Annotated in this window: 13 protein-coding genes, 1 tRNA gene and 1 pseudogene; 6 read left to right on the top strand and 9 right to left on the bottom strand. The window is 63.6% G+C overall.

Annotation, left to right across the window (positions count from 1 at the left end):
- Positions 1–5 precede the first annotated feature (5 nt).
- Entirely contained in the window at positions 6–2,405 is a 2,400-nt protein-coding gene (locus L1P09_RS09850; RefSeq protein WP_054904141.1) for a response regulator, read from the top strand.
- 141 nt (positions 2,406–2,546) lie between these two features.
- Here L1P09_RS09850 and L1P09_RS09845 read toward each other — a convergent pair.
- Positions 2,547–2,621 (bottom strand) — tRNA-Gln (locus L1P09_RS09845).
- Between the two features lie 258 nt (positions 2,622–2,879).
- Here L1P09_RS09845 and L1P09_RS09840 point away from each other — a divergent pair.
- Both L1P09_RS09840 and zapE read left to right on the top strand, forming a co-directional pair.
- Entirely contained in the window at positions 2,880–3,122 is a 243-nt protein-coding gene (locus tag L1P09_RS09840; protein WP_009685928.1) for a DUF465 domain-containing protein, read from the top strand.
- Positions 3,123–3,252: 130 nt separating this feature from the next.
- Positions 3,253–4,320 (top strand): annotated as a pseudogene (gene zapE, locus L1P09_RS09835) (cell division protein ZapE); the annotation flags it as partial.
- Positions 4,321–4,325: 5 nt separating this feature from the next.
- Here zapE and L1P09_RS09830 read toward each other — a convergent pair.
- On the bottom strand, positions 4,326–6,215 hold the full coding sequence (locus L1P09_RS09830) for a propionyl-CoA synthetase (RefSeq protein WP_054904142.1): 1,890 nt from the start codon (positions 6,213–6,215) through the stop codon (positions 4,326–4,328).
- A gap of 178 nt (positions 6,216–6,393) precedes the next feature.
- On the opposite strand from L1P09_RS09830, the gene L1P09_RS09825 reads away from it, so the two are divergent.
- Positions 6,394–7,260, top strand: coding sequence for a LysR family transcriptional regulator (locus L1P09_RS09825; RefSeq protein WP_235768761.1), 867 nt, complete (start codon positions 6,394–6,396; stop codon positions 7,258–7,260).
- Here the strand turns inward: L1P09_RS09825 and L1P09_RS09820 are convergent.
- From L1P09_RS09820 to L1P09_RS09800, 5 genes are all read right to left on the bottom strand, one after another.
- A complete protein-coding gene (locus L1P09_RS09820) occupies positions 7,234–8,391 on the bottom strand; it encodes an HPP family protein (RefSeq protein ID WP_154211287.1) in 1,158 nt (385 codons plus the stop codon). The two genes, L1P09_RS09825 and L1P09_RS09820, sit on opposite strands and share 27 nt — an antisense overlap.
- A 252-nt stretch (positions 8,392–8,643) precedes the next feature.
- Positions 8,644–9,960 (bottom strand): ATP-binding protein, encoded by a 1,317-nt coding sequence (locus tag L1P09_RS09815; protein ID WP_054904145.1) that lies wholly within the window; start codon positions 9,958–9,960, stop codon positions 8,644–8,646.
- Positions 9,957–10,625: a response regulator transcription factor gene (locus L1P09_RS09810; RefSeq protein WP_009685936.1), complete on the bottom strand. Its 669-nt coding sequence runs from the start codon at positions 10,623–10,625 to the stop codon at positions 9,957–9,959. The genes L1P09_RS09815 and L1P09_RS09810 overlap by 4 nt, the downstream gene beginning before the upstream one ends.
- Entirely contained in the window at positions 10,626–10,940 is a 315-nt protein-coding gene (locus L1P09_RS09805; protein ID WP_054904147.1) for a PepSY domain-containing protein, read from the bottom strand.
- On the bottom strand, positions 10,940–11,248 hold the full coding sequence (locus L1P09_RS09800) for a PepSY domain-containing protein (protein ID WP_029886952.1): 309 nt from the start codon (positions 11,246–11,248) through the stop codon (positions 10,940–10,942). Before L1P09_RS09800 ends, L1P09_RS09805 begins: the two co-directional genes overlap by 1 nt.
- A 201-nt stretch (positions 11,249–11,449) precedes the next feature.
- Here L1P09_RS09800 and L1P09_RS09795 point away from each other — a divergent pair, with 201 nt between their 5' ends.
- Positions 11,450–12,529: a patatin-like phospholipase domain-containing protein gene (locus L1P09_RS09795; protein ID WP_054904148.1), complete on the top strand. Its 1,080-nt coding sequence runs from the start codon at positions 11,450–11,452 to the stop codon at positions 12,527–12,529.
- A 53-nt stretch (positions 12,530–12,582) separates the two neighbouring features.
- Positions 12,583–12,939, top strand: coding sequence for a 6-carboxytetrahydropterin synthase QueD (queD, locus tag L1P09_RS09790; RefSeq protein WP_009685940.1), 357 nt, complete (start codon positions 12,583–12,585; stop codon positions 12,937–12,939).
- A 13-nt stretch (positions 12,940–12,952) separates the two neighbouring features.
- Here the strand turns inward: queD and L1P09_RS09785 are convergent, their stop codons facing one another.
- Positions 12,953–13,549, bottom strand: coding sequence for a hypothetical protein (locus L1P09_RS09785; protein ID WP_235768760.1), 597 nt, complete (start codon positions 13,547–13,549; stop codon positions 12,953–12,955).
- Between the two features lie 128 nt (positions 13,550–13,677).
- The gene (locus tag L1P09_RS09780; protein WP_161892253.1) at positions 13,678–14,145 is read right to left on the bottom strand and encodes a DUF1289 domain-containing protein; all 468 of its coding nucleotides are present in this window, start codon (positions 14,143–14,145) and stop codon (positions 13,678–13,680) included.
- Between the last annotated feature and the right edge of the window lie 119 nt (positions 14,146–14,264).

Below are 14,264 nucleotides of genomic sequence, written 5' to 3'. Positions count from 1 at the left end.
CAACGATGCCGCAAACGCCGTTGAAACTACTGATGGTCGAAGACAGCTCGATGGACGCCGAGCTGACCTTGATGCGCCTGGAGCGCAGCGGGCTGCATGTGCAATCGCATCTGGTATTCGACCATACGGGCGTCGAGCATGCCCTGGAGCAGGACCACTACGACCTGATCCTTTGCGACTGCGTGCTGCCGGGCTCGTCCGGCACCGAGGTGCTGGCCATTGCCCAGCGCCTGGCCGCAGATACCCCGTTCATTTTTCTCTCCGGGATCTACGGCGAAGAGCACGCCGTGGAAATGATCCGCCTGGGCGCTACCGACTATGTGCTGAAGAAGAACCTGCCGCTACTGCCCAAGGCGGTACGCCGGGCATTGACCGAAGTGCAGGAGCGCCAGCGCCGGCGCCGCGCCGAAGAGGCGCTGGTCGATGTCGAGGCGCGGGCGCGCATCGCCATCGACGCCGCGGGCATGGGCACCTGGGACCTGCGCCCGCAAGATGGCTCGTTGGTATGGGACGAGCGCTGCAAGACCCTGTTCGGCCTGCCCGCCAGCATGGAAATGACCATGCAGGTGTTCTACGACGGCATCTACCCAGACGACCTTGCGCTGGTGCGCAATGCTGTCGAATACGCCATGCTGCCCGAAAGCGGTGGCCAGTACCGGGTGGAATTTCGCACTGCCCAACCCAGCGGCCAGGAGCCGCGGTGGTTGCTTAGCAGTGGCCAGAGCCAGTTCGTCAACGGCCAGTGCGTGCGCTTTTCCGGCGTGCTGCAAGACATCAACACCCAGCGCCTGGCCACCCAGGCACTGCGCCAGCTCAACGAAATGCTGGGCGAGCGGGTGGAACGCCGTACCCGTGAACGCGACCGCGCCTGGGAGCTGTCACAGGATCTGCTGGCAGTGCTGAACAAGGACCTCACCCCGGTGGCGCTGAACCCCGCCTGGGAAGCCAGCCTGGGCTTTTCCCGCGAGCGCCTGAGCCAGTCGTCGCTGTTGCACCTGTTGCCCGACAGCGATCAGGAACTGCTGTTGACCGAACTGGCCGCGCTCGCGCACGGCCGTACCAGCGTGCGTTTCGTTGGCCGCATCCTTCACGCCAGTGGCCAGCAACGCTGGCTGTCGTGGGTCGTGGTGCCCGAAGACACCCTGCTTTACGTGGTCGCCCGCGACATCACCAGCGAGCGCGAAACCGCGCTGGGCCTGGCCGAAGCCAATGCGCGCCTGCGCGAGCAGATCGATGAGCGCGAGCGCATCGAGGCCGCCTTGCAGCAGATGCAGCGCCTGGAAGCGGTCGGCCAGCTGACTGCCGGCGTGGCGCACGACTTCAACAACCTGCTGACCGTGATCCTCACCGGTGCCAGTTTCCTTGAGCGCGACCTGACCCGGGGCGACCTGGACAAAGCCCGGTCGCGCCTCAAGCACGTTCGCGAAGCGGGTGAGCGCGGTGCCAAGTTGACCTCGCAATTGCTCGCCTTCTCCCGTCGCCAGCGCCTGGAACCGGTACCGCTGAACCTCAACCGCACCCTGGCGGGCCTCGAGGAACTGTTACGCCGCACCTTGGGCGGCAATATCTCGGTGCGCCTGGACCTGGACCCAAGCCTGTGGCAGGCGCTGACCGACCCGACCCAGACTGAAATGATCATTCTCAACCTGGCCATCAATGCCCGCGATGCCATGCCCGATGGCGGCCAGTTGATCCTGGCGACCCACAACACCTGCATCGACACCCCCCCACAGCGCCCGGAAGACCCTGAGCGGGGCGAATACGTGATGCTGAGCATTCGCGACACCGGGTGCGGCATGAGCGAAGAGGTGGTGGCCAAGGTGTTCGAGCCGTTCTTCACCACCAAGGATATCGGCAAGGGTTCCGGGCTTGGGCTGGCCCAGGTCTTTGGTTTCGCCAAACAGTCCGGTGGTGGTGTGCGCATCGACACCAAGCCAGGGCGTGGTACCGAGGTGGCGGTATACCTGCCAGCAGTGAAAGACCGCGCGGTCAGTGAACCGGCAGCAGCCGTGCTCAGCCTTTCGATCAACGATAGCGGCCGTAACCGGACCGTACTGCTGGTGGACGATGACCACCTGGTACGTGACATGCTCGGCGATGTACTGCGCCAGTACGGCTACCAGGTGCGCCAGGCGCACAGCGGCGAACAGGCACTGGCGTTGCTGGATGACGAGATCGACTTGCTGCTGACCGATTTCGCCATGCCGGAATTCAACGGTGGGCAACTGGCCTTGGCAGCCCGCGAGCGGCGCCCGCACCTGCCGGTGGTGTTTCTTACTGGCTATGCGGAGTTGCAAGGGTTGGAATTGCCGGGCAGCCTGGTGATGCAGAAACCGGTGCAAGCCGATGAACTGGCGCGGGTGCTCAACGAGATGTTGGGCGGCCTGGCAGTGCGCCAGGGCTGACCAATGGCTGGGCCGCTTTGCGGCCCTGGGCCAACGCAACGCTGCGGCCACAGTGGGTGTAGCAGTTCGCACGCGCAGAAACGACAAAACCCGACGCTCATCAGAATAAGCACCGGGCAAGTTACATTTGGAACTGGGAAATGGCAGGGGCGGCTGGATTCGAACCAACGCATGGCAGGATCAAAACCTGCTGCCTTACCGCTTGGCGACGCCCCTGTATCGGATGCAGCGTGAGCTGCTCTGACAATTCCAAGTGAGTGACAACTGCGTGTTGTCTTGGAATGCGCGGCACTTTAACAACAAAGTTTCGGTCTGTGAACCCCCTGATGAAAAAAAAATTGTCAAAAAACAGCGGCTTAGTCATTTCTGCCGCCGCCGCCTACCATCCGTCGTTTTCTTCTCGCTTCGCTTCAACACATTCGCGTTCCTCCCTTCAAATCAGATAACCCATCTGCATTGACCAAGGAGGAACCCATGCCTGTCTCTCACGACCTTTACCAGGACCTGCACTACCCACGCGAGATCGTTCAACAACGTCGCCAGGCCGACAAGGCACTGGATCGCTTGCTGGATGAGTACGTCGATATCGACAACCAGGTACTGGCAGCCGAGGCCATCTCGGCAGGCAATTTCGTCGACGAGGACCTGCGCCACCTGAAAGAGCGCCGGCTGGCGGTGAAGTACATGATCGAGCGCCAGCTGGAACGCAAGGCATAGCCCAGCGGCAGCCGTGGCGGCGACACCTATCGCGAGAAGTGATAATTGCCGCGCAATTTCTCTATTGGTCAAAATCGCCGCCCTCGGGCAAGCTGCACACTGCCCCGTCAATGCCCAAGGAGCTGTGCTTTTGCCTGCCTGGATCCCTACCCCGCTGCGCCAACTTGGCCAACGCCTGCGCGGCGCTGCCGCGCATCAGAGCGAACTGCTCGCCTGGTTCGAAGACAAGGCGCACAGCCGCGGTTATCAGCTCAGCGATGGCCAGCGCCGGGTGATCCACTGCATGGCCAGGCAACTGGCACAACTGGAGCAAGGCCAAGCGCGTAGCCTGTACCTGTACGGCTCGGTCGGCCGGGGCAAAAGCTGGCTGCTCGACGGCTTCTATCAGGCCGTACCGGTCGAAGCCAAGAAGCGCCTGCACTTCCATGATTTTTTTGCCCGCCTGCACCAAGGCATGCATCGCCACCGGGCGCTGGACGACGCACTGGGTGCGACCTTGGACGAGCTGATAGGCGATTGCCGGGTGCTGTGTTTCGATGAATTCCATGTACATGACATTGGCGATGCCATGCTGCTCACCCGGCTGTTCAATGCCTTGTTCAGCCGCGGGGTGTTTTTGCTGGTGACGTCCAACTACGCGCCTGAGGGGCTGCTGCCCAACCCCCTGTACCACGAGCGTTTCCTGCCGGTGATCCGCCTGATCAACAGCTCGATGGAGGTCCTCGAAGTCGGTGGCGATACCGACTTTCGCAGCCTGCCGGCCAACCGCGAGCAGCAGCGATTCACCCAGGGGCATTATGTATGGCCCGGCACTGCCGCGCAGCGCCAGGCGTTGCAGGTGCCCGCGCCACGGCCAGTGCAGCTGAACGTGAACAAGCGCCCACTGCGCGCCCTGGCAGTGGATGGCCGGCGCGTGGTGCTTAGCTTTGACGACCTGTGCGAAAAGGCCACGGCGGTGATCGACTACCTGGTGCTGGCCGAGCAGTACGACGAATGGGTCATCGATGGGCTGGATGACCTGGCGGACTGCTCACTGGCGGCGCAACAACGTTTCGTCAACCTGGTGGATGTGCTGTACGACCAGGACAGGCAGGTGACGGTGATCGGCAAACGACCACTGGAAGAAAGCCTGGGTGGGCCGCTTGCCGACCTGATGCGCACCCGCAGCCGCCTGGGGCAGCTGCAGGTGGTCGGGCCGCAGGGCTACACCGCCCTGGGCAGATCAGCCAGCAGCACTTCGATTTCCCCCAACACCGCCGGGTCGTCCAAGGTCGAAGGCGGGACGTAGTCCTGCCCATCGGCAATCTTGCGCAACACCGCCCGCAGGATCTTCCCGGACCGGGTCTTGGGCAGGCGCTTCACCAGTCGCACTCGGTTGAAGCACGCCAACGGGCCTATTTCCTCGCGTACGCTGGCCACCAGGTCGACCAGCAACTGCGCCTCGGCAATGCCCTCGCCGTCCTTGAGCACCACCAGCGCCAACGGCACCTGCCCCTTTATTTCGTCATGCACGCCAATCACCGCGCACTCGGCCACCGCAGGGTGGCGCGCCACCAGGTCTTCCATTTCCCCCGTGGAAAGCCGATGCCCGGACACGTTGATCACATCGTCGGTGCGCCCCATGATGTAAACGAAGCCATCATCGTCCAGGTAGCCGCCATCGCCCGTGTGGTAGTAGCCAGGGTAGCTGTGCAGATAGGCCTGCAGGTAACGTGCGTGGTCGCCCCACAGCGTCTGGCTGCAACCGGGCGGCAATGGCAGGGCGATCACGATCGAGCCCTGCTGGTGGGGGCCCAGCAGGCGCCCTTCGTCGTCCAGCACACGCACGTGATAGCCGGGCACGGCGCGGTTGCTCGAACCCGGCCGTGCCGCGCTGCCCTCCAGCCCCACACAGGGCGCAGTGACTGGCCAGCCGGTCTCGGTCTGCCACCAATGGTCGTGCACAGGCTTGCCACTCACCTGCTCCAGCCATTGATGGGTGCTCGAGTCGAGCTTTTCACCCGCCAGGAACACATGGCGCAGCGAACTGAGGTCATGGGTGCGCACCCGTTCGCCCTGCGGGTCCTCCTTGCGAATGGCACGCATGGCCGTGGGCGCACAGAACAGCGCATTGACCCGATACTGCTCGACCACCCGCCAGTAGGCAGCGGCGTCTGGCGTGCGAATCGGCTTGCCCTCGTAGAATATCGTGGTGCAGCCGCTCATCAACGGCCCGTAGACGATCAGCGAGTGCCCCACCACCCAGCCCACATCGGAAATGCCCCACCACACATCACCGGCTTGCATGCCATAGATATGGCGCATGGCGTAACACAGTGCCACCGCGTTGCCGCCGTTTTCGCGGACGATGCCCTTGGGTTTGCCCGTGGTGCCCGAGGTGTACATGATGTACAGCGGGTCACCGGCATCCAGCGCTACCGGCTCAACCGGCTTGGCAGTTTGCACCGCCACCTGCCAATCCAGGTCGCGCCCTGGCAGCAGATCGGCCTTCACCTGCGGCCGCTGCAGCACCAGTACCGAGCGCGGCTGATGCCTGGCCAGTTGCAGCGCACGGTCGACCAGTGGCTTGTAGCGGATGACCTTGTCGAACTCCAGCCCGCAGGAAGCCGTCAGCAGCAGCGCCGGCCGCGCGTCATCGATGCGCAGGGCCAGCTCGTTGGCGGCGAAGCCACCGAACACCACCGAGTGCACCGCACCAATCCGCGCACAGGCCAGCATGGCCATGGCCGCCTGCGGCACCATGGGCATGTAGATGATCACGCCGTCGCCTTTGTTAACGCCCAGTTCACGCAGCAAGCCGGCCAGGCGCGCCACCTCGTCGCATAACTGCAGGTAGGTGTAGGTTTGCTGCACGCCAGTCACCGGCGAATCGTAGATCAGCGCCAACTGCTCGCCGCGGCCCTGCTCGATCTGGTGATCGAGGGCCAGGTAGCAGCTATTGAGCCGGCCATCGGCGAACCAGCGGTGGGTGCCATCGGCGTTCTCTTGCAAGACCTGGGCAGGTTTTTGATACCAGGCTAGTTGAGCGGCCTGTTCCGCCCAGAAAGCGGCAGGGTCGGAGATGGACTGGGCGTAGCTGTGCTGGTAGCTCATATCGAAAGGAACCCGATTTTGTTGTTATTGAAGGGCGAACCTGAAGTATGGCCTGCACCGCCCGCCTCGCCAGGCGACTAAAGTCACAACCGACCTGCAAATTTGCATAACGCGCCAATGCGCCCTATTTCGGTGCAAAACCCCTAGAATAGGCCCCCCTCAAGCCACCGAGCAGCCCATGGATATCGAACAGGCCCGTACCTTTCTGGAGATCGTGCGTTGCGGCAGCCTGGTCGCTGCCGCCGAGCGCCTGTTCGTTTCGCAAACGGCAATCACCGCCCGGGTGCAGCGCCTTGAACAGCAGCTGGGTTGCCAGTTGTTCGTGCGCAGCCGCAGTGGCGCCAGCTTGACCTGCGATGGCGAAGCTTTCGTCAGTTATGCCAACCAGCTGGTGCAGACCTGGGAGGCGGCGCGCCGTGACCTGCCGCTGCCCGAGGGCTGCCAGCAGGTGCTGCATGTAGGCGGTGAAGTGAGCCTGGGCAACCCGATGATGCTCGATTGGGTAAGCGCCCTGCATCGCGAACTGCCCAGCCACGCAATCCGCAGCGAGGTCAGCGACGGCGAGGCGCTGCTGCGCAAGGTCGAGATGGGCCTGCTGGACGCTGCGCTGGTCTACCAGCCAACCTATGGCCCGGGTTTGCAGGTCGAGCAGTTGATGGAAGAAAAGCTGATCCGCGTGCGCCGGGTCGATCGGCCAGAGCCGTATATCTACATCGACTGGGGCCAGGCCTTCCGTCGCCAGCATGACGCCGCCTTGCCCGACTGCGCGCGCCCGGCGCTGAGCTTCAACCTCGGCCCACTGGCGCTGCAGTTCATTCTCGGCCAAGGCGGTAGCGGCTACTTCCGCACACGGGTGGTTCAAGCTTACCTCGACAGCGGGGTTTTCGAGCGAGTCCCGCACGCGCCGGAATTCACCTACCCAACCTATCTGGTCTACCCGCGCAAACGCGACAGCGAAGCCCTGCAACAGTCGTTCAGCGTGCTGCGCCGGCTGGTGGCCGCCGGCGCAAGCGACTGGTCACAACGCTGGGACCCTGTTCTCTGAAACCTGTTGGGCCTTGCTGAGCAACTGGCGCTTGAGGCCGGCGATCAGGTCGGTCTGGGTGATCACCCCCACCAGGCGCCCATCGTCGAGCACCGGCAGGCAATGCAGGCCTTGTTCGCACAGCAGCGGCAGCAGGCGCTCCAGCGGGTGCTGGCTGCTGACGCTGACCACTGGCTGCATCATCACCTGGGCCAGGCGCACGGGCGGGCGGCCGAACAGTCCGCGCCAGGTGAAACGGCCACGTTGCATGGCCGGGCCAACCAGATCGCTGAGGCTGACAATACCCACCAGTTTGCCGTGCTGCAGCACCGGCAGTGTTTTCAGATGATGGCTGGCCAGCATGGCCCAGGCCCGCTCCAGCGTCGTGTCGGGGCTGGCGAATTGCACATCGCGAGACATCACTGACGCCGCGGTGATGCCACCCAGGCTGCGCTGCAAGGCATGCTGCTCGGTGGCCAGGATGATGCGCTCCAGTTCGTCACGGGTGACGTCCACGAACTCGCCCAGCTCTTCGAGGGCATGGTCCAGGTCTTCGCTGCGCACGCCAACGCGCTCGGTAGGCAGCGGGTCATGGGTATGGTGCAGGTCCTTGCGGATTACCGCGCCTTTGGGGTAGCGCACATCCGTCAGGCGGTTGTAGAGCACTGCCACCGTTACCAGGATCAGTGCATTGAGCAACACCGGTTGCAACAGGTGGTCGCCCAGGGCGGTCAGGCCCGGGTCGGCCAGTACCGCACTCACGGCCACCCCGCCACCCGGGGGGTGCAGGCAGCGCAGCAGGCACATGACCAGGATCGAGATCCCCAGCGCCACGGCGGCCACCCACAACTCGGGGCCGAACCCCTGGCGCATGGCCAGGCCAACAGCGCCTGCCAGGGCGTAACTGCCCAGCACCGGCCAAGGCTGGGCCAACGGGCCAGAGTGCACCGCGAACACCAGCACCGCCGACGCGGCCAACGGGCCGAGCAAGTGCAGAGCAATGCCCGGGCCGTAGGCCATGCTGGTCAGCCAGCCGGCGAGGAACAAACCAAGCAGTGCACCAATACCGGCACGCAACCATTCTTTGGGGGGGATATTCAGGGCGGGCGGCAATAGCCGCAGCAGACGACTTTCGGAACGCGAGGCAGGCATTTGAACTATCGGGGTCGTGTTTTTTTCGGTTTGAAAAGAAAGCCCAGGGCAGCTGCCTGGGCCTGGTATTGCGCAGGCAATATCACAAGGGGCTCCGTCCATGGAGAGATGGAAACCACGCGGTTTCGTGAAGGCATTGTGCCGGCAGCGGCGCGATTGGGCCAATTCAAAAAAATGCGCCTGTACTGCAATTTTTTTGCAGTGCCTATCGGCAAAGCAGGCCGCCGCAGCCGCAGGCGCGGCTCGGGACCACTAGGCCTTGCGCGGCAGGTTCAGGCTCACCCGCAGCCCGCCCAACGGGCTTTGCTGCAACGCCAACTGCCCTCCCCAGGCCTCCACGATGTCACGCACGATGCCCAAGCCCAGGCCGTGCCCGTCCACCTGCTCGTCCAGCCGCGACCCGCGCCCCAGCACCTGCTGGCGCTGCCCCTCGGGAATGCCCGGCCCATCATCATCGACCCACAGCCGATACCCTTCGGCATCCGCCTCGGCCCCCAGGCGCACTTCGCTGTCAGCCCATTTGCAGGCGTTGTCCAGCAGGTTCCCCAGCAGCTCCAGAACGTCTTCCCGGTCCCATGGCAGTGACAGCCCGGGCGGCACATCACTGGCCAGCAGCAAACCTTCGCCATGGATCATGCCCAGGGTTTGGAGCAGGCCGGGCAACTCGGCATCGCAATCGAACTGCGCGCCTGGCAGGGCGTCGCCGGCCAGGCGCGCCCGGTTCAACTCACGGGCCAGGCGTTGCTGGATCTGCTCCAGTTGCTCACGCATCTGCGCGCTGACTTGCGGCAAATCCTTGAGGCGCTCGCTCGACGCCAGGCTGAGCAGCACCGCCAGCGGTGTTTTCAGCGCATGGCCAAGGTTGCCCAGGGCATTGCGGGAACGGCGCAGGCTGTCTTCGGTGTGGCTGAGCAAATGGTTGATCTGCCCCACCAACGGGGCCAGCTCGCTGGGGACTTCGGCATCCAGTTGCGAACGCTGCCCCTGCTGCAGCTGGGCGATCTGCTGGCGTGCCCGCTCCAGCGGCCGCAACGAGCGGGTGACGGTGATGCGCTGCAGCACCAGCACCAGGATCAACGCCACCAGGCCCATGCCCAGGCCGATCTGTTGCAGGCGCCGGAATCCCTGGCGTACCGGGGAATAGTCCTGGGCCACGCTGATGGAAATATCCTGCCCCAGGCGCCGGTAGTCGGCACGCAGTGCCAATAGGTGCTGCCCTTCCGGCCGCAGCTCATGGCTGTCGGAAAGCCCTGGGGCCGGCGGTTTGGGCATGTCCAGGTCCCACAACGAGCGAGAACGCCAGGTGCCCTGGTCGAAGTCGATGCGGAAGTAGTAGCCGGAAAACGGCCGCTGGTAAGCCGCCGAGATACGCCGCTCGTCCAGCTGCAGGCCAGACGGCCCCCGCACCAGGGCCACCAGCAGGTTCTCGCTTTCCTTGCGCAGGCCGTTTTCCAGGTAGCGTTGCAGGCCGGCTTCGAACAACCACAGGGTCAGTTGAGCCAGCACCACGCCCACCACCACCAGCACAGCGACCAGGCCCAGGCTCAAGCGCGCCTGGATCGACTTCACTCGGCGCTCCCGGCGTAGATGTAACCTTGCCCACGGCGGGTTTCGATCACGCTGCGCCCCAGCTTGCGGCGCAAGTGATTGACGTGCACCTCCAATACATTGGAGTCACGCTCGGTTTCACCGTCGTACAGGTGTTCGGCCAAGTGGCTTTTGGACAGGATCTGCTGTGGGTGCAGCATGAAGTAGCGCAGCAAGCGGAACTCGGCAGCGGTCAGCTGGATATCTACACCGTCGCGGCTCACGCATTGGCGGCCTTCATCCAGGTGCAAGCCGGCCGCTTCCAGCCTGGGCTGGTTGGCCAGGCCGCGGGCACGGCGCAACAGCGCCTGTATGCGCAACTGCAACTCCTCGGGGTGAAACGGCTTGCTCAGGTAGTCATCGGCCCCTGCCTTCAACCCTTCGATACGCTCGGCCCAAGAGCCGCGCGCGGTCAGGATCAGCACCGGCGTGGCCAACGCAGCGGCACGCCACTGGGCGAGCACCTCCAGGCCCGGCATGCCCGGCAAGCCGAGGTCGAGGATGATCAGGTCATAAGGCTCGCTCTGGCCCTGGTACACGGCGTCACGGCCATCGGCCAGCCAGTCCACGGCATAGCCCTGGCGTTGCAAGCCGGCAATCAGCTCATCGGCCAGCGGTACGTTGTCCTCGACAAGCAACAGGCGCATTCAGTCGTCTTCCTCATCTTTGAGCAGGGCGCCGGTGCTGGCGTCAAGCTTGATTTCGCGAACCACGCCAGCAGGCGTCAGCAGCTCGACCTCATATTCGTAGCGATCATCGTCCTCTTCCAGTTCGGCTTCCAGTAAACGCGCCCCGGGGTAACGCCCCAGGGCAGTTTCCAGCAACTGTTCGAGTGGCAGGATGACGCCCTTTTGCCGAAGTTTCAGGGCTTCATCCTGGTCGAGGTCGCGGGCGGCTGCCAGCGAGCACACGGCCAGCAGCGCCAGCGCCAGGTAGCGCGGTGGCCGTGGTAAGCGACGCATCAGTTGTCTCGCTCGTCCTTCACCACTTCACCGGTCTTGGCGTCCAGTGCCACGTCCCATTCCACGTTCTGGGTATCGCGCAGCTCGACTTTGTAGATGTAACGGCCGTACTCGTCTTCCAGCTCGGAATCAGTAACGGTGGCGCCGGGGTGCTTGGCCATGGCAGTGGCCTTGAGTTCGTCCAGCGACTTGATTGTCTTGGCGTTTACCAGTTTGACCACTTCGTCGGGCTGCACATCCTTGGCGAAAGCGGCATTGGCGCCCAGGGCAAGGGCGGCGGCGGTGAACAGGGCAGTCAAGGTTTTCATCGTGCTTCTCTCCTGAGAGCTGTACAAGTTGTCTACGGGGTTAAGATTACCCGGCGGTCCTTAATTCAACCTGAAAGCAACGGGCGGCATGATAGCGCAGCCTGCGGGGCCGTGTGATGTTCCACCGCGCCGTTGCATCGCTACGCAGTATTCGCTTCACCGAACCTTATAATCACCGGCTCGATACCCAGGAGATCCGTCATGAGCGCCATCCACATCAAATACCCTGCGCTCACGTTCAAGGCGGGCCACCGTGCCCTACGGCACATCCGCGAGCGCGGGCTACAGGCGGCCGATGTGGGTGTGCTGCCAGGCGCAGCGGGCGGGCCGAAGCCACTCGGCATCCAAGGCCTGGACCTGGCCCTGTTCGGTGAGTGGCTACCGTCGGCACCGCGCCAACGCGCACTGATCGGCGCCTCGATCGGCGCCTGGCGCTTCGCCAGTGCCTGCCTGCAAGACCCGGTGGCCGGCATCCGCCGGCTTGGCGAACTGTATACCGAGCAAGACTTCGCCAAAGGGGTAACACCGGCCGAAATCAGCCGCAGTTGCGCAACAATGCTTGATGACCTGCTGCAGGGCCGCGACGCCCAGTTGCTGGCCAACCCGCACTATCGCCTGAACATCCTGGTGGTGAAAAGCCATGGTCAGCTCGCCCACGACCAGCGTGCCCGCCTGGGCCTCGGCCTGGGCTCGGTGGTCGCCAGCAATCTATTGGGCCGGGCACGCCTGGCGCGCCACTTCGAGCGCATCATCCTGCATGACGGGCGTAGCGCGCCGCCGCTCGATGCCTTGACCGACTTCCCTTCGCGCTGCCTGCCGCTGGACCTGGCCAACCTGCGCCAGGCCCTGCTCGCCTCGGGCTCGATCCCGATGGTCATGCAGGGAGTGAAGGATATTCCCGGGGCGGGCGCCGGTACTTACCGCGACGGCGGCTTGCTCGATTACCACCTCGACCTGCCTTACCACGGCGACGACCTGGTGCTGTACCCGCACTTCACCGACAAGGTCATACCCGGCTGGTTCGACAAGGCGCTGCCCTGGCGCAAGGGCGATGCCAGGCGGCTGCAGAACGTGTTGCTGATGACGCCCTCACCGCACTATCTGGCCGCCCTGCCCTTCGGCAAGTTGCCAGACCGCAACGACTTCAAGCGTTTCATGGGCGATGCCGCGGGGCGCAAACGCTATTGGTACAAGGCCATTGCCGAAAGCCAGCGGCTGGGCGACGAATTGCTGGAACTGATCGCCACCGGGCGGCTGCATGAACGCCTGCAAGCCTTGTAGCGGTCATGCTGTTAAACTGCGCGCATTATTGATTCACTCAGAGTTCTGACAGCGTGGAAATCTTCAAGGAATTTACATTCGAATCGGCTCACCGGCTGCCCCACGTGCCTGCCGGGCACAAATGCGGCCGCCTGCACGGCCACTCGTTCAAGGTCGGCCTGCACCTGACCGGCCCGCTGGACCCGCACACCGGCTGGATCCGTGACTTCGCCGAGGTGAAGGCCATTTTCAAGCCGATCTACGAGCAGCTCGACCACAATTACCTGAACGACATCCCCGGCCTGGAAAACCCCACCAGCGAGGTAATCGCCAAGTGGATCTGGGATCAGGTCAAGCCGCTGCTGCCGGAGCTGTCCAAAGTCCGCATCCACGAGACCTGCACCAGCGGGTGCGAATACTACGGCGACTGAAACACCGCCAGGGTCAGGCGGCCCCTATGCTCAGCACCTGCAGATGCAGGTAGCCTGCTTCACCTTGCACCTCGCTGAGGTAGGGAAAGCCATCCTCGACCAGCCGCCTGACCGTCTTGCCATGCAGGCTGACCAGGCTCACGTCGCTGACCGCATCGCCTTCGGCAAGCTGCTCTGGCGCCAGGCCATCGAGGCGCCAGAGCATGGTGCCGGCGGCCAGGGCGTCATGGCCAACGGCCTGCGCGGCCGAGTACAGGGCCAGGTAGCCGTTGCGGCTGACATCCAGGCGGTGACCGCGCCGCCGCCAGTGCGGATGGCTGTCTTCGTCACCCACGGCGCGGATCTCGAAGTCGTACTCACCATCGGTCTCGTAGCAGCCGAACCAGAACAGCGTGCGAAACTTGCGCCGTGAGATCACATACGCCGGTGCCACCGTGTCGGTGTAATGGTCTTCACCGGCGTGCAGCCAGCCACCACTGGTAAAGGGCGAATCGCCATTACCTGTGTCACCGATGGGCACGTCTTGGACCTGCCCTTGCATGCTCAAGCGTGGCTGCCAGTACAGCCTGGCAATGAAGCTTTTCTGAGGTTGGAATTGGTAGTGGGACATGCCGTCGAGCCCTCTTCACTGGCGGAAAAGGAAGACAGTAGTGAGTGCTGTTGCCCGCTTGCAGCCGGAACCCGCTCCCAGGCCATGCGTACAAGGCGTGAACGCGGCGAAGGCGCTGATGCCAGCGCTTAGCCCAGCGAGCTGGCGAGAAACGCAGGGGCGATGTAACGCTGGTAGTGCGCTTCGGACAAAAGGAAGAATTCGCGGTCGATGGCATCGCGCAATTGTGGCAGTTCCCAATCGCGAAATTCCGGCAGCAGTACCATGCCGTAGGCTTCCAGATCACGGATCATCCGCGCACCGCGGGCGATCAGCTGGTAGGCCCAGCAATATTCCGACTGCTGGTCGACGAAGCGGATGGAGCGCTGCTCCAGTTGCTGGCGCAACAGGCTTTTATCGAACACCTCGAGCTTGGCCATCATGACCTGCACCAGCAACTGCTCAAGGCGCAGCCACACAGCGCGCTTTTGCGCGTCATCGTAGCCGTTCCAGTGGATCACTTCGTGGTGGAAGCGCTTGCAGCCGCGGCAAACCGTGTCCCCATACACCGTGGAGCACAGGCCGACGCAAGGGGTCTTGATGGAGTTGTTGGACATGAAAAACAACAGCATGGCGGTGGAACACGCGCCCATGTTAGCCCTTTGTCTAACCAGGGTCACTCGTTAAAGTGATGTTCTGCGCCTTACCTTCGGGCTTTTTTTGCCGTAGAATCATC

Source organism: Pseudomonas juntendi (genome assembly GCF_021560075.1).
GTDB classification, from domain to species: Bacteria; Pseudomonadota; Gammaproteobacteria; order Pseudomonadales; family Pseudomonadaceae; genus Aquipseudomonas; species Aquipseudomonas juntendi.
The sequence above is the reverse complement of the archived record's forward strand: the minus strand, read 5'-3'. Positions and strand labels throughout refer to the sequence as shown.